The 18,573-nt window shown below is 67.5% G+C and carries 17 protein-coding genes; 9 read left to right on the top strand and 8 right to left on the bottom strand.

Going from position 1 to position 18,573, the window contains the following annotated elements; genetic code table 11:
- The first annotated feature begins 4 nt into the window (after window positions 1–4).
- From EJ903_RS18940 to EJ903_RS18905, 8 genes are all read left to right on the top strand, one after another.
- Entirely contained in the window at window positions 5–2,005 is a 2,001-nt protein-coding gene (locus EJ903_RS18940; protein ID WP_126618382.1) for an acetyl-CoA carboxylase biotin carboxylase subunit, read from the top strand.
- A gap of 198 nt (window positions 2,006–2,203) precedes the next feature.
- Window positions 2,204–4,357: a methylmalonyl-CoA mutase gene (gene scpA / locus EJ903_RS18935; protein ID WP_126618380.1), complete on the top strand. Its 2,154-nt coding sequence runs from the start codon at window positions 2,204–2,206 to the stop codon at window positions 4,355–4,357.
- A gap of 90 nt (window positions 4,358–4,447) precedes the next feature.
- Window positions 4,448–4,648, top strand: a complete 201-nt coding sequence (locus EJ903_RS18930) for a type II toxin-antitoxin system CcdA family antitoxin (RefSeq protein ID WP_126618378.1) — start codon at window positions 4,448–4,450, stop codon at window positions 4,646–4,648.
- Window positions 4,648–4,968 carry a CcdB family protein gene (locus EJ903_RS18925; protein ID WP_126618376.1) on the top strand — a complete coding sequence of 107 codons (321 nt, stop codon included), beginning with the start codon at window positions 4,648–4,650 and terminating at the stop codon, window positions 4,966–4,968. Before EJ903_RS18930 ends, EJ903_RS18925 begins: the two co-directional genes overlap by 1 nt.
- The gene (locus EJ903_RS18920; protein ID WP_126618374.1) at window positions 4,965–5,657 is read left to right on the top strand and encodes a DUF2161 domain-containing phosphodiesterase; all 693 of its coding nucleotides are present in this window, start codon (window positions 4,965–4,967) and stop codon (window positions 5,655–5,657) included. The genes EJ903_RS18925 and EJ903_RS18920 overlap by 4 nt, the downstream gene beginning before the upstream one ends.
- Window positions 5,658–5,724: 67 nt before the next feature.
- On the top strand, window positions 5,725–6,288 hold the full coding sequence (locus EJ903_RS18915) for a GNAT family N-acetyltransferase (protein WP_126618372.1): 564 nt from the start codon (window positions 5,725–5,727) through the stop codon (window positions 6,286–6,288).
- A gap of 46 nt (window positions 6,289–6,334) precedes the next feature.
- Window positions 6,335–6,961: a MarC family protein gene (locus tag EJ903_RS18910; protein ID WP_126618370.1), complete on the top strand. Its 627-nt coding sequence runs from the start codon at window positions 6,335–6,337 to the stop codon at window positions 6,959–6,961.
- Window positions 6,962–7,063: 102 nt separating this feature from the next.
- Window positions 7,064–7,750, top strand: coding sequence for a hypothetical protein (locus EJ903_RS18905; RefSeq protein ID WP_126618368.1), 687 nt, complete (start codon window positions 7,064–7,066; stop codon window positions 7,748–7,750).
- Window positions 7,751–7,754: 4 nt separating this feature from the next.
- On the opposite strand, the gene EJ903_RS18900 is transcribed toward EJ903_RS18905, so the two are convergent.
- The 8 genes from EJ903_RS18900 to EJ903_RS28165 all read right to left on the bottom strand — a co-directional run bounded on the left by EJ903_RS18900 (window position 7,755) and on the right by EJ903_RS28165 (window position 14,387).
- Window positions 7,755–8,327, bottom strand: coding sequence for a TetR/AcrR family transcriptional regulator (locus EJ903_RS18900; protein WP_126618366.1), 573 nt, complete (start codon window positions 8,325–8,327; stop codon window positions 7,755–7,757).
- Entirely contained in the window at window positions 8,327–8,815 is a 489-nt protein-coding gene (locus tag EJ903_RS18895) for an HPP family protein (protein ID WP_126618364.1), read from the bottom strand. Before EJ903_RS18895 ends, EJ903_RS18900 begins: the two co-directional genes overlap by 1 nt.
- Before the next feature lie 135 nt (window positions 8,816–8,950).
- A complete protein-coding gene (locus tag EJ903_RS18890; protein WP_126618362.1) occupies window positions 8,951–9,535 on the bottom strand; it encodes a HutD/Ves family protein in 585 nt (194 codons plus the stop codon).
- 53 nt (window positions 9,536–9,588) lie between these two features.
- The gene (locus EJ903_RS18885; protein ID WP_126618360.1) at window positions 9,589–10,287 is read right to left on the bottom strand and encodes a hypothetical protein; all 699 of its coding nucleotides are present in this window, start codon (window positions 10,285–10,287) and stop codon (window positions 9,589–9,591) included.
- A 299-nt stretch (window positions 10,288–10,586) separates the two neighbouring features.
- On the bottom strand, window positions 10,587–11,768 hold the full coding sequence (locus tag EJ903_RS18880; RefSeq protein ID WP_126618358.1) for an acyl-CoA dehydrogenase family protein: 1,182 nt from the start codon (window positions 11,766–11,768) through the stop codon (window positions 10,587–10,589).
- Complete coding sequence (ssuD, locus tag EJ903_RS18875) at window positions 11,765–12,895, bottom strand: FMNH2-dependent alkanesulfonate monooxygenase (RefSeq protein WP_126618356.1); 1,131 nt, start codon at window positions 12,893–12,895, stop codon at window positions 11,765–11,767. Before ssuD ends, EJ903_RS18880 begins: the two co-directional genes overlap by 4 nt.
- Window positions 12,896–12,915: 20 nt before the next feature.
- Entirely contained in the window at window positions 12,916–13,773 is an 858-nt protein-coding gene (locus EJ903_RS18870) for an amidohydrolase family protein (RefSeq protein ID WP_126618354.1), read from the bottom strand.
- 407 nt (window positions 13,774–14,180) lie between these two features.
- Entirely contained in the window at window positions 14,181–14,387 is a 207-nt protein-coding gene (locus EJ903_RS28165; protein ID WP_425455507.1) for a recombinase family protein, read from the bottom strand.
- A gap of 249 nt (window positions 14,388–14,636) precedes the next feature.
- Here EJ903_RS28165 and EJ903_RS18860 point away from each other — a divergent pair.
- A partial coding sequence (locus tag EJ903_RS18860; protein WP_246015744.1) for a beta strand repeat-containing protein occupies window positions 14,637–18,573 on the top strand: 3,937 nt, incomplete at its 3' end.

Genomic DNA, 18,573 nt, shown 5'->3' with positions numbered 1-18,573 from the left:
CCGCATGTTTGAGAAAATTCTCATCGCCAACCGTGGCGAAATCGCCTGCCGCGTCATCCGCACCGCGCGCCGCCTGGGCATCAAGACGGTGGCGGTCTATTCCGACGCCGACAAGAACGCCCTGCACGTCGAAATGGCCGACGAGGCCGTGCACATCGGCCCGCCGCCGTCGGCGCAAAGCTATCTGCTGATCGACCGCATCATCGACGCCTGCAAGCAGACCGGCGCGCAGGCCGTGCACCCCGGCTACGGCTTCCTGTCGGAAAAGCCCGCTTTCCAGGAAGCGCTTGCGGCGGCGGGCATCGCCTTCATCGGCCCCGACGCCCACGCCATGCGGGCGATGGGCGACAAGATCGAATCGAAGAAGCTGGCCAAGGTCGCCGGTGTCTCCACCGTTCCCGGCTATCTCGGCGTCATCGCCGACGATGAGGAGGCGGTGAAGATCGCCCGCGAGATCGGCTATCCGGTGATGATCAAGGCGTCGGCGGGCGGCGGCGGCAAGGGCATGCGCGTGGCCTGGAACGACGAGGAGGCGCGCGAGGGCTTCCGGTCGGCCACCAACGAGGCGCGCTCCAGCTTCGCCGACGACCGCGTCTTCATCGAAAAATTCATCCAGCAGCCGCGCCACATAGAAATCCAGCTTCTGGCCGACGGGCAGGGGACCTCGCTCTATCTGGGCGAGCGCGAATGCTCGATCCAACGCCGTCACCAGAAGGTGATCGAGGAGGCCCCCTCGCCCTTCCTGGACGAGGCAACGCGCAAGGCGATGGGCGAGCAGGCCGTGGCCCTGGCCGACGCGGTGCAATACAAGTCGGCGGGAACCGTCGAATTCATCGTCGACGCCGACCGCAACTTCTACTTCCTGGAGATGAACACCCGTCTTCAGGTCGAACACCCGGTCACGGAACTCATCACCGGTTTCGATCTGGTCGAGCTGATGATCCGCGTCGCGGCGGGCGAGAAGCTGACGATCAAGCAGGAGGATGTCCGCCTGCATGGCTGGGCCATCGAGGCGCGCGTCTACGCCGAGGATCCGTTCCGCAACTTCCTGCCCTCCACCGGCCGCCTGACCCATTACCGCCCGCCGTCGGACGACCCGCATGTCCGCGTCGACACCGGCGTGTTCGAGGGCGGCGAAATCTCGATGTTCTACGATCCGATGATCGCCAAGCTCTGCACCTGGGGATCGACGCGCGACGCCGCGATCGCCCGGATGCGCGAGGCGCTTGATCAGTATTACATCCGGGGCGTCAGCCACAACATCCCGTTCCTGGCCTCGCTGATGGCCAACCAACGGTTCGTGGACGGACGCCTGACCACCAACTTCATCGCCGAAGAGTACCCGAACGGCTTCCACGCGTCCGATCTGCCGCCGGAGGATCCGGCGGTGCTGGTGGCGGTGGCGGCGGTGATCCACCGCAGCCTGAACGACCGCGACATCCAGATCTCCGGCAAGATGGTCGGCAACACGGTCAAGGTGCGCGACGATTGGGTTGTCGTCGTCGATGGCACGCCCCACCCGGTGCATCTGCACCCGGCCAGTGACGGGCCGATGCGCGTCGGCTACACGGTGGACATCGCGGGCCAGCACCACGCGGTGTGGACCGATTGGCGGATTGGCGAGCCGCTGTTCCGGGGCACGGTCAACGGGGCGCATGTCTGCATCCAGATCGACCGGGTGGGCATCGGCTACCGCCTGCACCATTCCGGTGCGCAGGCGATGGTCAAGGTGCTGACGCCGAACGCCGCCCGTCTGGACGCGCTGATGCCGGTGAAGGCCCCGCCGGACATGTCGAAATTCCTGCTGTCGCCGATGCCGGGCCTGCTGGTTTCCCTGGCGGTCTCGGAAGGGCAGGAGATCAAGGCCGGTGAGGTGCTGGCTGTGGTCGAGGCGATGAAGATGGAAAACATCCTGCGGGCCTCCCAGGATGGAACGGTTGCGAAAATCCACGCCGCGCCGGGCAGCAGCCTGGCGGTCGATCAAAAGATCGTGGAATTCGCGTAAGAAAAACGACAAAGAACAACGTCAAAAAAGACAAAAAGAAAAGCCAGGAGAGGAAACGCCCGGCCCCCGCCCGTCTCGCACCGGGCGGGGGCATGGCAACCGCAAAAGCCCGCTCGCCGGATCAACCGACGGCGGGAACCGGGTGGACCGGGGGATGGACGCCCCGCCCGCCCGCCGATCACGGACAGGAGAGCGTCGATGACCGAGTTCCCAAAGAAGAGCCTTGCCGATTGGGACAAGCTGGCCGCCAAGGATCTCGGCGCCGACGCCGACCCGTCCACGCTGGTGTGGAAGACGCCCGAGGGACTGGACGTCAAAGCGCTCTACACCGCCGCCGATCTGGAAGGGTTGGAGCTGGAAACCATTCCCGGCTTCCCGCCCTTCACGCGCGGCCCCCGCGCGACGATGTACGCGGTGAAGCCCTGGACCATCCGGCAATACGCCGGTTTTTCGACCGCCGAGGCCAGCAACGCCTTTTACAAGGCGAACCTGAAGGCCGGACAGATGGGCCTGTCGGTCGCCTTCGATCTGGCGACCCATCGCGGTTATGACAGCGATCACCCGCGCGTCGTCGGCGACGTTGGCAAGGCGGGCGTCGCCATCGATTCGGTCGAGGACATGAAGATCCTGTTCGCCGACATCCCGCTCGACAAGATGTCGGTGTCGATGACGATGAACGGCGCGGTTCTGCCGATTTTGGCCGGCTACATCGTCGCCGCCGAAGAGCAGGGCGTGCCGCAGGAGAAGCTGAGCGGAACCATCCAGAACGACATCCTCAAGGAGTTCATGGTCCGCAACACCTACATCTACCCGCCCGAACCCTCGATGCGGATCATCGCCGACATCATCGAGTACACCTCCCAGCACATGCCGAAATTCAACTCGATCTCGATTTCCGGTTATCACATGCAGGAAGCCGGGGCGACGGCGGTGCAGGAACTGGCCTTCACCATCGCCGACGGGCTGGAATATGTCCGCGCGGCGATGTCCAAGGGGCTGCCGGTGGACAAATTCGCCCCGCGCCTGTCCTTCTTCTTCTCCATCGGCATGAATTTCTTCATGGAGATCGCCAAGCTGCGCGCCGCGCGGCTGCTGTGGTCCAGCCTGATGCAGCAGAAATTCGCGCCGAAGGACGCGCGCTCGCTGGCGTTGCGCACCCATTGCCAGACCTCGGGCGTCAGCCTGACCGAACAGGATCCCTACAACAACGTCATCCGCACCACGGTGGAAGCGATGGCGGCGGTGCTGGGCGGCACCCAATCGCTGCACACCAACGCCTTTGACGAGGCGCTGGGCCTGCCGACCGCCACGTCGGCCCGCATCGCCCGCAACACCCAATTGGTGATCGCCGAGGAAACCGGCGTGACCAAGGTCGTCGATCCGCTGGGCGGCTCCTACTACGTCGAACACCTCACCCACAGCCTCGCCAAGGCGGCGCTGGAGTTGATCGAGCGGGTCGAGGAGATGGGCGGCATGACCAAGGCCGTGGAAAGCGGCATGCCCAAGCTGCTGATCGAGGAGGCCGCCGCCCGCCGTCAGGCCGCCATCGACCGGGGGGAGGAGGTCATCGTCGGCGTCAACAAGTACCGCCCGGAAAACCCCGACAGCGTCGATGTGCTGGACATCGACAACACCGCCGTGCGCGAGGCCCAGATCGCCCGGTTGAAGACGATCCGCGCCAGCCGCGACGAGGCCGCCTGCCGCGCCGCGCTCGACGCGTTGACGCAGGCCGCTGCGGACAAGTCGGGCAATCTGCTGGCCCTGGCGGTGGTCGCCACCCGCGCCCGCGCCACCGTCGGGGAAATCTCCGACGCGCTGGAAAAGGCCTTCACCCGCCATGTGGCGGTGATCCGGTCGGTGTCGGGCGTCTATGGTTCGGCCTATGACGGTGACGCCGGGTTCAAGAAGATTCAGGAGGACGTCGCCGCCTTCGCCGCCGAGGAAGGCCGCCGCCCGCGCATCCTGGTCGTCAAGATGGGCCAGGACGGCCACGACCGGGGGGCCAAGGTGATCGCCACCAGCTTCGCCGACATCGGTTTCGACGTGGACATCGGCCCGCTGTTCCAAACCCCGGACGAGGCGGCGCGCCAGGCGGTGGAAAACGACGTGCACGTCATCGGCGTGTCGAGCCAGGCGGCCGGTCATAAAACCCTGGTGCCGCAATTGGTGGACGAGCTGCGCCGCCAGGGGGCCGGTGACATTCTGGTCGTCTGCGGTGGCGTCATCCCGCCCCAGGATTACGATTACCTCTACAAGGCGGGGGCGTCGGCCATCTACGGGCCGGGCACCAACATCCCCAAGGCGGCGGCGGAGATCCTGGAGATCCTGCGCAAGAAGAAGCAGGCGGCGTAACGCCCGCAAGGCCTCTTGGTTCCGCACCCTGGACGCCGTTCGGCTCATGCGCCATACTTCTTCCACAGCACGCTGTTGGAGAAGGTGGCCATGAGCCGTTTTGCCGTTCATAGCGCCATCCCGCCGCGCACCGGGGCGGACACGCCGGTCACGACGACGGCCAGCAAGACACCCCGTGCGACCGACGCCGAGATCCGGCAGTGGGTGGAGGACAACCGCGACGCGTTTGCGGCCTATGACGCCATGGTGGATCGGCTGGGTGTGTTCGGTGACGACGAACGGTTTTCCTGATGCGTTATCTGGATGTTTGTCTCAATCCAGCGGCGCAGGGAAAACGGCAACACCCCATTCCCTACTTGTTGATCGTTCAAGGCGACTATGTGGATGTCGAGCGGACACGCGTGGTCGTGCCGCTGTTCCGGGCGTCCGAAGTTGAACAACCAATCCCACGGATCATGCCGCGCGTTCGGGTGGGGGAGGATGAGTTTGTCGCGGTGACACCCCAGATCGGCGCGCTGTCGGTCACAAGAATTGGTGCTGTGGTCGCCACGGCGCAGAGCGCCCACGCCGACATCCGGCGCGCCATCGATGTGCTGACAGGCGACTTTTGACCGTCGCCGCCGAAACCGACCTCTACGCCCCGGTGAAAGCCTTCCTCGAAGGGCAGGGCTACGCCGTGAAGGGGGAGATCAAGGGCTGCGATCTGGTCGGCGTGCGCGGCGACGAACCGCCGGTGATCGTGGAGTTGAAAAAACGCTTCACCCTGGACCTGCTGCTCCAGGGGGTGGACCGGTTGGCGATGACCGACCGGGTGTATCTGGCCGTGCCGTCGCCGGGGCGACGGGCGAGCGGGCCGTCGCCGCTGGATTCGGGGGTCAAGAAGCTGTGCCGCCGCCTTGGCCTTGGCTTGATGATCGTCGATCCGGCTTTGGCGGAGGGCCACCGCGTCACCGTTCTGCTCGATCCGGTTCCCTACACCCCGCGCAAGGACGTCAAGCGGACCAAGCGTCTGTTGGGGGAGCACGCGCGCCGGGTCGGCGACCCCAACCGGGGCGGCTCCACCCGCGTGCCGATCATCACCGCCTACCGCCAGGACGCGATCCGCTGCGCCCGCCTGCTGCGCGACGAGCCGCAGACGGTCGCCGCCCTGCGCGCCGCCGGTGCGCCGAAGGATGTGGCGGCCCTGCTGCAACGCGACGTCTATGGCTGGTTCGAGCGGGTGGCGCGTGGAACCTACCAACTCACCCCCGCCGGGCTGGCTGGGCTGGAGACCTTCGGCCCGGCGCTGAACGACGCGTGACGCCGCCCGGTGGCCCGCCTATCATTCCACCACACCCGCACCGAGCGATGAGAGGGAGCGCCCCGCGATGCCGATGGCCGAGGTCACGGAATTTCCCACCCTGCACACCGACCGGCTGTTGCTGCGCGCGGTCACGTTGGACGATGCCGAGCCGTTCCGCGCGTTGCTCGCCACGCCGGGGGTGGTCGATCATTCCAACTGGCCCAACGACCCGACGCCGGAGCAAGGCCGCGACTTTGTCGGCATGATGGCCGACGCGCTGCCGCGCGGCATGGGCTGTTCCTGGATCATCGAGGATCGGCAAACGGCGGCCTTCCTTGGCTCCATCCGCTTCAACTATTTCATGCGCGACTGGAGTTGCGCCGGGGTCGGCTATGAAATCCATCCCGATTGTTGGGGCCGGGGCGTGATGACGGAGGCGTTGCGCGCCGTGGTCGTGTGCGGCCACGACAGCTTTGGCCTTCATCGGATGGAGGCCTGGACCCTGGCGGGCAACGGCGCGTCGGATCGGGTGCTGGAAAAGGCCGGTTTTCGCTACGAAGGAACCACGCGCGGGCGCGGCTGGTTCAAGGGGGCCTACCACGACGCCCGGTGGTTCGGCCGCATCCAAGGCGACCCCATCGCCCCGTAAGCCTCCGCCCATTCGCCCCCCAACCCTGACCGTCGGAGCCGCGCCCATGTCCGATTACATCAGCAACCTCGTGATCTTCTTCGTCGTGGTCGATCCGCCCGGTCTGGTCCCGCTCTTCATCGCCCTGACGCGCGGGTTCGAGGCGCGGCAAAAGCGGATGATCGCGGTGCGCGGGACCGCCATCGCCTTCATCGTCCTGGTGTTCTTCGCCTATTTCGGCAAGCTGGTTCTGGACACCCTGACCATCAGCATGCCCGCTTTCCGCATCGCCGGTGGCGCGCTGCTGTTCTGGATCGCCTTTGAAATGCTGTTCGGCAAACGGTCCGACCGCAAGGGCCGCGACACCGACGACGCGTTGACCGACGAGGACGCCCATGATCTGGCCGTCTTCCCGCTGGCGGTTCCGCTGATCGCCGGGCCGGGGGCGATCACCTCCATCCTGCTGCTGATGGACCGGTCGGGGGCGACGGTGGTCGGGCAGATCGGCGTGCTGGGCGCGGCGGCCACGGTGATCGGCGGGGTGACGCTGATTCTGTTGGGGGCCGACGTGGTGCGGCGGATGCTGGGCCGCACGGTGATCCAAACCGTCAGCCGGGTGTTGGGCATCGTGCTGGCCGCGCTCGCCGCGCAAACCATCCTGTCCGGCATCACCAGCGTCTACCCGCCGCACTGAAGCCACTCCCCTGAGGCCATCAAGCAGGGAAGGGTTGAGCGCTCCCCGTTTCCTGTCCTACAAACAGCCCCCGAACCGCGCGACCAAGGGGACACCGACGCCATGGACACCGACATCAGCTTTGCCGAAGCGCTGCTGCGCCGTGGGGCCGATCTGTTGCAGGCGATGGCGCAGGACAGCGCGGAGGCGGAGGCAGTGGCAGAGACGGACACCGACCCGCTGGCCCAACTCGCCCGGCTGTTGGCGACGGCGGCGGCCACCGACGCGCCGCTGGTGGTGATGACGGAAGGGGGCCACGCCGACCTGTTCGACGCCGCCGCCCGCCAGACCGCCATCCCATTGACCGACCGACTGCGTCCGCTCGCCACCGCGCGGCAAACCGAACGGGCCACCCTGTACGAGTTCGACGGGCATGGCCCTTTGACCGGCAACCGCATCGTCACCGCGCTGATCCGCCCGGAGGACCGCAAGGATCTGCTGGACGTCTATGTGGCGATTGGGCGGTTGCGCGGCGGTGCGGCGCAATTGACGGTGGCCCCGGCCCGGCTGCGCTTTGACGCCGCTGCCCTGGCGCAAACCCTGTCCCTGTTGGGCGACGCCGCCAGCCGCAGCGTCAACGCCACCAACGCCGCCTTGGCCCACGCCGCGACCATCCAGCCCCTGCCGGGGCATGAGAATGGCGGGATGCCCGCACCGTTGCTGGACCTGTATTGGCAAGGCTTGACCCTGGCGACCGTGCGCGCCGACCGCGACCAACTGGCCAACGCCGAACCCCAGGGACGGGCCTGAGCGGCTATTCCGGGACGCCGCAGCGCCGCCGCAAACGATCCAGCACGCGGGTGAACAGGGCCGGGTCATCGGTTGCCCGCGCCGTCACCAAGGCTCCCTGGATTCCGGCCACCACCTCCTCGGCGATGCCGCGCGCGTCGGCGGGATCGTGACCGCATCGGGCCAGGGCGTGCGCCAACCCATCGATCCAGCGCTGGAAATAGCCCTGGATGCGGTCGGCGAAGGGATCGCGCACGTCACCCAGCGCGAAGACACCGACCAGACACATCCGCCGCCCCGACCGGAAATAGGTGTCCACCGCCGTGACCATCGCCGCCACGGCCGCCACCGCGCCCACCCGGTCCGTCACCGCGAACAGCGGGGTGAAGAGGTTGGTTTCAAACCACTCCTCGACGTTGGTCAGCACCGCCGCCGCCATCTCCTCCTTGCCGCCGGGGAAGAAGTTGTAAAGGCTGCCCTTGCCCAGGCCGGTGGCCTTGGCGATCACCGCCAGACTGGCCCCCTCATAGCCATGGCGGCGGAAGAGTTCGCCCAGCACGGGCAGCACGTCGGCGCGTTCGGCGATGGTCCGGGGCATCAGGCGGGCTTCAACGGGTAGGGGGTGTTGGTCACGCGGTGGTACAGCACGGCGATCATCACCAGGCTGACCGATCCGGCCAGAACCGGCGTCACCAGATACGCGAAACCGGGATCGGCGGCAAACACCACGATGGGATCCGCCCCGGCGGGCGGATGCGTCACACGGAACAGCGCCATCAGGGCCACCGCCGCCCCCACCGCCAGCGCCACCGCCCACCATTCGTTCGGCAGCGCCGCCCGCAGCAGCAACCCCACCAGGGCGGACAGGACATGGCCGCCCACCACATGCATCGGTTGGGACAAGGGGCTGTTGGGCACGGAAAACAACAGGACGCAGCTTGCGCCGAAGGGGGCGATCAGCAGCGGCGTGCCCATGTGAACGCTCAATCCGCCCACCAGCCCAACAGCGAGGATCGCGCCCAGCCCGGCCAGCAGACAGCGCAGCGGTGACGGGGTGGGCAGGTGTGGCAGCAGGTAACGGCGCATCTCTGTACCTTTCGTTCCAAAGTTGACCGAACGGTACAATCTGGGCCGAGAGACGTCAAGCGCGCTGGATCGCGGCACCGGTCAACGGGCCGTCAATGGGTGGGCAATGGGTGGGCAATGGGTGGCCGATGCCGGTCAAAGGGCGCGGCGGTTGATCGTCGCCACCACCGCTTCGGCCTCCTCCGGAACGGCAATCGTCGCCGTTTGGTTCCGCAGCAGCAGCGTGTGGCCCGGCGGCACGTCCAGCGATTCCCCGGATCCGGCGCGCACCATGGCGGTTCCGGTCAGGGCGTGAACCAGGATCACGTCCGCGTGGTGGACGCAACGGGCGGCCCCCGCCATCAGATCAAGCGCACCGGTGGCGGTCGCCCGGTCCACCATCAGGTTGAAATCGCAGATCGGCCCGTCCAACAGGGCGCACTCGACCGCCGCATCGCCGGAAAAGGCAAAGGCCGGGTCCATGCGCCGCCGCGTCACCGGATCGGCCCCGTCCACCGCCAGCGTCATGCCAACGCCGTCGATCACCGCGATCAAACGGTCGTAACCGGAGAAATTGGAAAAGGGACCGGCGGCGGCGACATCGGCAACGCTGACGCGCCACAGGAAGCGAGAGTCGTCAAACGCCTCCACCGCGATTTCGGTGGTGGTTCCCAGACCGTTGCGCCAGGGCACGCGGCGGCAGTCGGCGGGGGGCAGCAGCTGAAGCGAGGGCGGGGGCATCGACGAGTCTCCAGTGGCGGGGGGCAGGAGACGCGTCATAGCATCGCAGCGCCTCACACGAACAGGCTGAAGCTGCCCATCAATTTTTCGGTCCCGGTCTGGCCGTAGGTGATCGAGTTCGCCGAACTGATGGCGGAGTTCAACCCATCCAGCAACGCCTGCTGGCTGGAGGACATCTGAAACGGGTTGTCGCTGGCGGACGGTTGTTTGGCGACGGTGTCGTAATCCTGGCTGTAGGACCCCATCATCATCTGAAGCGCGTAGTTTTTCGGTGTGGCGGCGGACTCCCCCTTGCTGCGGGTGACGCGCAGGGTGTAGTCGCCCTTGTCCAAGGTCAGCTCCCCTTTCTCCAGCGACTTGAAGGCTTCGTAATCGTCGCCGGATTTGGGATCGCTGTCGGCCAGCACCGTGCCCAGCCGGTTCATCAACTGCACGCGCACGCCGTCGTCGCCGACATGACCCAAGGTCGCTTCGCCCTTGCTGGTGGTCTTGAATTTGTAGAAATCGACGTTGTCGTTGGCACCCAACGTGCTGGCGACGTTCAGGCGGGTGGTGTTCTTCGCCAGAATGCCGATGTCGGTGGCACCGCCGACGCTGGTCAGCTTGGATTTCTTGACCGTCTTTTCGTAGGTCGTCACCTCCTCGGCGGAGTTGGAGCTTTGCGAAGCCTGGAGCGCCGACACCGCGTTGGCGATGGAGGCGTTGAGGCTCGACACCATGGAACTGACGCTGGAGAGGGCATCATCCGCCATGACCCGGCTTCCTTCCGTTCCGACGCGGCCCGCCGCCCCGTCCTGTGACGCAGGGATCCCCTGCATCAGGACATACGGACGAAACGGGCGGGTCCTGCGCGGAAAAACATCATCGACCGACGTTGGTGCGTCAGCCACATTGCCGACGAAGTCCGCCCCTTCCGGGGTGACGGGAGAGTGTCAGGAATCCCGCGTGTGGCCGGGCATAATGAGGATGACGGAGACCTCTGCCCAGTTGTGTGTTTCGATCCGCTCCATCCGCTCACTCGTCCGCCGCAGTTTTCCGCACTTCTGCGGGGTCAGGAGTAGAAACCCGGTTCCGGCAACGCCCCGGTCAGCGCCCAGACGCCCAGCTCCTTCAGCTTGTAATCCAGCGGGTCGTGCAGGGAGTGGGTGCGGATGTTGCGCCAGAAGCGGTCAAAACCATGCCGGGCGGCGGCCCCGCGCGCCCCGGTGATGTCGAACAGGCGGTTGGCGGCGTCCAGCCCGGCGCGGGCGGCGGCGAGCTTGAAGGTCGCGATGGCCAACGCGGTTTCCCCGCGCTCCGCCGCCTCCAGCCCCCGGCCACGGTTCCAGGCGGTTTGCAGCCGGTCCAGCGCGACGCCGCCCAGCGCGTCGGCGGACGCGATGGCGAGCTGCGCCTCCCCGACATGGTGGAGCAGATACGGATCCTCGGCGGCGGTCGCCACGCCCGACGCGCGCCAGGGTCGCCCATCGGTCAGGGTGAAGTCGCGCGCCGCCGCCAGCGCCCCTTCGGCAATGCCCAGATACAGGCTGGCCAGTATGGCTTGGGCGATGCAAGGGCGCAGGCTGCTGGCGACGTCGCCGAACGGCCCCGGCGGCCCCAGCAGGTCGGACGCGGACACCGCCACCTCGGTGAAGCTGACGGTTCCGCTGTCGGTTTGGCGCTGGCCGATGGCGTCCCAATCGTTGTGGACGGTGATGCCCGGCCGGTCGGTGGGCAGCGCCAGCACCCGCAACACGCCGTCCGGCCCGTCCGCCGACACCAGAAGCCGGTCGGAATCGGTGGCCCCGGAGCAGAAGCTTTTGATTCCGGACAACACCCATCGATCCTCGCCGGATGGGGTCAGAGCGGTGCGCCGGTCCAGCGGATTCAGCGCGTTGCCCCAGAACAGGTTGCGCCGCGCGGTGGCGGTCAGCAGCCCGGCCCGCTGGGTCGGGTTGGCGTAGAGCAGGACCGAGGCGATCATCAGATGCTGAAAGGCGAACAGATGCGCCAGGGAGGAATCCACCCGCGCCAGCGTCCGCACCGCGCCCAGAATGGCGGGCCACGCCTCGCCCGCGCCGCCATACGCTTCCGGAATCGCCAGCGACAGCAGGCCGGAGCGGCGGATCGCGTCGCGTTCCGCCTTGGCCGTGCCGCCCGCCCGGTCGCGGGCCACGGCGGTGTCGGCCAGATGATGGCACAGGGTGTCCAGCGCCGCGCGCCGCTCCGGGGCGGACAGGGGAGCCGGACTCACGATGCGCTCCGCGCCGGTTGCAGAGTGCCGAAGGGGCTGACGAAGGACACATCCGGGGCCGGTTGGGCGGCGGGTGGCGGAGCCGCCACCGGCAGCAGCGGGAACAGCAGGTCGGCAACCCGGTGCGCCTCCTCCAGATGCGGGTAGCCGGACAGGATGAAGGAGTCGATGCCGAGATCCCGGTATTCCAGCAACCGGTCGGCCACCTGCCGGGGGGTGCCGACCAGCGCGGTCCCCGCCCCGCCGCGCACCAGCCCGACCCCGGCCCACAGGTTGGGCGACACCACCAGATCGCGGCGCGACGCCAGTTCGGTCATGCGGCGTTGGCCTTCGGATTCGAATTGACGGAAGGCGCTGTGCGCCGCCTCCACCGCCGAACGGTCGATCTTGCTGATGAGCCGGTCGGCGGCGGCCCAGGCCTCGGCCTCCGTCTCGCGCACGATGACGTTGACGCGCAGGCCATAGGTCAGGCGGCGGCCATGGGCGGCGGCGCGCGCCCGCACGTCGGTGATCTTGGCGGCCACGGCCTCCGGCGGTTCGGCCCAGGTCAGATAGGTGTCGAAATGGGCGGCGACCGCCGCGTGCCCGGCGGGGGAGGAGCCGCCGAAGAACAGCGGCGGGTGAGGGCGCTGCACCGGCGGCAGGGGGACCGTCGCCCCCTTCACCGTCACATGGTCGCCGGTGAAATCCACCGTTTCGCCGGACAACACCCGCTTCCACACGGTGAAGAACTCGACCGCCTGGGCGTAACGCGCGTCATGGTCCAGGAACACGCCGTCCCCGGCCAACTCCGCCGCGTCGCCCCCGGCGACGACGTTCAGATAGAAACGCCCACCCGACAGCCGGTCCAGCCCGGCGGCCAGGCGCGCGGCGAAGGTCGGCGTCATCGACGAGGGGCGGGTGGCGACCAGGAAGCGCAGGCGCTCCGTGGCCTCGATCAAGGCCGCCGAGACGATGTAGGGTTCCTCGCAAGCCTTGCCGCAGGGAACGAGAACACCGTGATAGCCCCGCCGGTCGGCGGCCTGCGCGATCTCCTTCAAATACGCCAATGTGGCCGGGCGGCTGTCGATCTGGCTGCCCAGATAGGGGCCGTCGCCATAGACCGGCAGGAACCAGAAGATGTCCATGTCCGTGTTCCCCGCGTCGTTCACAGATCCAGCGCCAGCAGGCGGCGGGCGTTGTCGTGCAACAGCCCGCCCAGCACCGCGCCGTCGAAGCCGAGCTTCAGGAAATCCTCGACCGTCTGTTTCATCGGGCGGAAGGGGAAGGAGCTGCCGAACAGAAGCTGGTCGCGCAGGAAACCGTTGGCGGCCTCGACATACAGGTGGCTGCCGGGCAGGAAGATGTACATGTCCGGTACGATGTGGACGTTGGGGTAGCGGAAGGCGATGCCTATGATCTCGGCCACGCGCGGCCAGAAACCGTGATGGATCACGATGTTCAGGTTGGGGAAGTTGCGGGCGATGCGGGCCACCGGCGTCGGATCGTTGAAGCGCGGATCCGGGGTGGTCGGGCCGGTCATCAGGAACACCGGCGTTTTCAACTGGTCGCAGGCGTCGTAGACCGGCAGCAGCGATGGATCGTCGAACGGCAGCGCCGGGTCGAGGAAACCGGGTTCCAGATTGATGCCCTTCAGCCCCAGCGTGCGCACGGCGCGCTCGGCCTCCGCCACCGCCGCCGCGACGCCCTGGCGCTGCGGATCGACCGAGCCGACGCCGATCAGTTCGGGCCGACCCGTGACCAGCTCGTGCACCCGGTCGTTGGAGGTGCTGACGCCGGGCGTGTCGCGACCGATGATCGCGGCGGCGGTGATTCCGGCGTCGCGCACCTCGGCCAGAAAGCCGTCCAGGGTGTGGGCGCGGGTGAAGTGGCGGTCGTCGCCACGGGCACCGACCCGCCGATTCAGCCAACGCGCGGTGTCAAAGGCTGGGGTGCCGGGGGTGGCCCCATAGAAATCATGCAGGAAGGACGGGCGGCTGCGCAGGTCGATGATTTTGCGGGACACGGTCGCGGTCTCCGGTTGTGCGGTTTCCCGGTCTGTCCGGCAACAAGGGTGCCATGTTGTGTGTTGTTTCTTTTCAGGTGTTTAGCCGACGTGTGTGGTGGAGATGGCGTTGCCAAGGCAACATCCGGGGCCGGTTTCTGCTGCCTTGGCAACGCTGCGGAACCGCAGGGTGAATCGGCGGTGCGGGATCAGGCCCCAGCCCACACCGCGTCCCGCACCGGGTCGCCACGAACTCCACCTCGCGCTCCTGAAGCACGTGCAGCAGCTTCACCTGAAGAGAGCGCCGAAAATGTGGAACACCAGCCGACCGCCAGATGTGGTCGTGTCGATCGCTTCGGTCCGCGACCGAAAGCCGACGCCACGGACCTCCAGCATGTTCACGGTCTCGATCAGGTGCGGGGAAGAGATCAGCCGAGACGATCCAGCTTCCAAACCACCAGACTGTCGCCAGCCCGTGCGAAGGCGATGGCCGCCGCCAGCCCCGGTCGATCAGCCTTGGTTCCGGATGCTTGATCCTGAAAGACCCGCTCGCAGTCTGCCTTGGCCAAGGCGTCGAGTTGCAGAGCTGGTTCCTGATCTGTGGTCGAGACTCTGGCATGGCCGATGTTCGCCACCGTCCGCTCCGTTTGTCCGGAAACCCGTCGTCAACGCGGGGTTCCGAACAAACAGTTTGGCGGCTGGCCGTCAAAGGGTCGTCTGCCGGACTCCCTCGACTGCCATTTTCCCAGCGCAATGCGTCACGCCCCCTACACCGGGCCGATCTGGTGTGATGGCTGTCACATCCATCCGTATGGTGGTATGCAAGTTTCACGCGCTTTGGGGGCAAAGCGCTTGGACGCAACCACTCTATGGGGGTTTGGGGGATGGCGATCATCGTTGGGACGTTGGGGAGCGACACGCTGATCGGAGGGGTTGAGGCGGACAGCTTGGACGGGTTGGAGGGTGATGACCGTCTCGACGGCTCGTTTGGTGCCGACAGCCTGAACGGTGGTCTGGGCAACGACACGCTGATTGGCGGCGAGCTTGGCGCCCCGCTCGGCGACACGCTGGTCGGCGGGGCCGGGGACGACGTCTACGAGATCGTCAATCCGCTCGACCAGATCGTCGAGGCCGCCGGTGAGGGCACCGACACGGTGCTGACGGGCCTCGCCGCCTACACGCTGGGCGACAACGTCGAGACCCTGACCTACACCGGCAGCGGATCCTTCACCGGCGTCGGCAACGATCTGGACAACGTGATCCAAGGGGGCACCGGCAACGACACGCTGTCGGGTGGGCTTGGGGTCGACACGCTGATCGGCGGGGCGGGCAACGATCTGTACCGGATCGACGACGTCGCCGATCTGGTGGTGGAGAACGCGGGTGAGGGCGTGGACGAGGTGCGGACGTCGCTGTCTGCCTTCACCCTGTCGCCCAACGTCGAGGTGCTGACCTACACCGGCGCGGGCGATTTCAACGGCGTGGGCGGCGCTGGGAACGACACGCTCCATGGCGGCGGCGGGGCCGACACGCTGGTCGGGGCGGCGGGCAATGATTCGCTCGACGGTGGGGCCGGGGCGGATGTTCTGGACGGCGGTTCGGGCAACGACACGCTGAACGGCGGCCTGGGTGCCGACAGCATGGCGGGCGGAACCGGCAACGACACCTATTACGTCGATGATGTCGCCGACGTCGTCACGGAGCTGTCCAGCGAGGGCAGCGACACGGTGCGCAGCGCGCTGGATTACACGCTGGGCGACCATGTCGAGGCCCTGGTGCTGACCGGCTCCGCCCTGACCGGAACCGGCAACGGCTTGAACAACAACCTGACTGGCACGACGGCGGACAATCTGCTGACCGGGCTGGACGGCAACGACACGCTGAACGGCGGGGCCGGAGCCGACACGCTGATCGGCGGCACCGGCAACGACACCTACGTCGTCGACAACGTTGGCGACGTCCTGGTCGAACTGCCCGGCGAGGGCGTCGACACCGTGCAGAGTTCGATCACCCACACGCTGCTGGCCGATTTCGAAAACCTCACCCTGACCGGCTCCGCCGCCATCACCGGCACCGGCAACGCGGTCAACAACGCGCTGACCGGCAACGGCGCGGCGAATTTGCTGACGGGTTTGGACGGCGACGACACGCTGAACGGCGGGGCGGGCGCCGACACCCTGGTCGGCGGGGTCGGCGACGATCTCTATGTCGTCGACAACGCGGGCGACGTGGTGACGGAATGGACGGGCGAGGGCGTCGACACGGTCAACGCCTCGGTGTCCTGGGCGCTGGGCGACCATGTGGAAAAACTGACCCTGACCGGCGCGGCGTCGATCAACGGGACCGGCAACGCTCTGGACAACGTCCTGACCGGCAATGGCGGGGCGAACATCCTGGATGGCGGGCTGGGTGCCGACACCCTGGTCGGCGGGGCGGGCAACGACGTCTACCTCGTCGACAACGCGGGCGACGTGGTGACGGAGGCGGCGGGCCAGGGCACCGACGAGGTTCGCACGGCGCTCGCCGCCTACACGCTGGGCGCCAACGTCGAGACGCTGACCTACACCGGGACGGGGCCGTTCAGCGGCGGCGGCAACGCGCTGGACAACCGGCTGGCCGGGGCGGACGGCGACGACAGCCTGTCGGGCTTTGCGGGCAATGACACGTTGATCGGCGGCATCGGGGCCGACACGCTGGACGGTGGAACCGGCACCGACACGGCCAGCTACGCGGCGGCCACGTCCGGCGTGGTGGTCGATCTGGCCAGCGGCGTCGGGACGGCGGGCGACCTGCTCGTTTCCATCGAGAATCTGACCGGCTCGGCCCACGCCGACACGCTGTCGGGCGACGGGACCGCCAACCTTCTGGACGGCGGGGCGGGAACCGACAACCTGTCGGGCGGCGCGGGGAACGACACGCTGATCGGCGGGGCCGGGGCCGACACCATCGACGGCGGGGCGGGAACCGACACGGCCAGCTACGCGACGGCAAGCGCCGGGGTGGCGGTCGATCTGGCCAGCGGGACCGGCACGGCGGGCGACGCCGCCGGGGACGCGCTGACCGGCATCGAGAATGTGACGGGCGGAGCGGGCAATGACACGCTGTCGGGCGACTCCGGTGCCAATCGGTTGGACGGCGGCGCGGGCGATGACCGGTTGGAGGGGTGCGGTGGCAACGACACGCTGATCGGTGGGGCTGGCACCGACACGGCGGTGTTCAGCGGCAACGTCCGGGACTACGCGGCGGCGCTGAGCGGCGCAACCTGGACGATCCAGGCGCTGAGCGGCGCGGACGGAACCGACACGCTGCAAGGGGTCGAGATCGCCCAGTTCGCCGACGCGACGATCCGGCTCGACGTCAACAACGCGCCGTTGATTCCGAACGATCTGAGCGCCGCGACCAACGAGGACGCCACGCCGCTGGTGGTGGACCTGTTGCAAGGGGCCTGGGATTTCGAAGGGAGCGCCCTGTCGGTGACGGGTCTGGTCCAGACCGGCGGACCGGCGGCGACGGTGAGCCTGAGCGGCGGCACGCTGAGCCTCAACCCCAACCCGTTCAACAGCCTGGCCGCCGGGCAGACCGCCGCCTTGACCTTCGCCTACGCCGTGTCGGACGGCAGCGCCAGCACCGCGCGCACGCTGTCGGTGACGGTCGCCGGACGCAACGACGCGCCCGTGGCGAGCGGGCCGGTGACTGCGGCGACCGACGAGGACGCGGCGGCGCTGGTGGTGAACCTGCTGCAAGGAGCCAGCGACCCCGACCTGATCGACGTTCTGTCCGTGACCGGCTTCAGCCAGACCGGCGGGCGCGCGGTGAGCGTCACCCGGACGGGCGGCACCCTGACGCTCGACCCGGCCCAGTTCAACGATCTGGCGGCGGGGGAAAGCGCCACGTTGACCTTCGGCTACGGCGTGACCGACGGCATCGCGACCACGGCGCAGACGCTCAGCGTCACCGTCCAGGGAAGGAACGATGCGCCGGTGGCGGGGGCGGACAATTTCAGCACCGGCCTCGGCTCGACGGTGTCGATCCTGGCCTCTGCCCTCCTTGCCAACGATGTCGATCCGGACGGCGATTCACTGACCGTTTCGGGTGTTGGCAATGCGACACACGGCACGGTAACCACTGACTCCAGCGGTCGCGTACTATTCACTCCGACCCCGGGATATTCTGGAGCGGCTGGATTCGATTATGTGATCGGCGATGGGCATGGCGGCTCAGCCGGCGCTCACGTCACGGTGTCTGTATCCAGCACCGGCGCCGGATCCTTTACATCGCTTATGGTGGGCACCGAATCCCGAGATGTGGCGGCAAACCTGGTCTACGAGCCGCTGGAGCAGTCCTATGTGGCGAGCCTGACTGACGGCGGTTACGTCAAGGTCTGGTGGACGGCGGAAGGCAATGCGTCGGACATCTATGCCCGCCGCTACAATGCCGATGGTTCGGCGGCCGGGGCAGCCTTCCTGGTCAACACCAACACCAGCCTCAACCAGGGCGGCGCCACTGTCACCGCGCTGTCCGACGGTGGCTATGTCATCGGCTGGTACAGCACCAACGGCGCCATCTCCGGCAACACCTCCGCCGGGTCGATCTGGCAGCAGCGCTTCGACGCCGCCAACACCCGCATCGGCGGCGAACAGCAGGTCAACAGCGCCGCGTCCCCTTCCTCTGAGCGCAGTTGGCCGACGTCGGTCACGCTGTCAGGTGGCGGCTGGGTCACCGTCTGGCAGTCTTACAACCAAGCCTCGGGGAGCAGCTACTGGGATATCTACGGCCAACGTTTCGACGCCAGCGGCAACAAGGTCGGCAGTGAGTTCCTGG

The sequence above is a fragment of the Azospirillum griseum genome, assembly GCF_003966125.1.
Classification (GTDB): Bacteria; Pseudomonadota; Alphaproteobacteria; order Azospirillales; family Azospirillaceae; genus Azospirillum; species Azospirillum griseum.
Note: the sequence above shows the minus strand (reverse complement) of the source record. Positions and strands in the feature narration are given on the sequence as shown.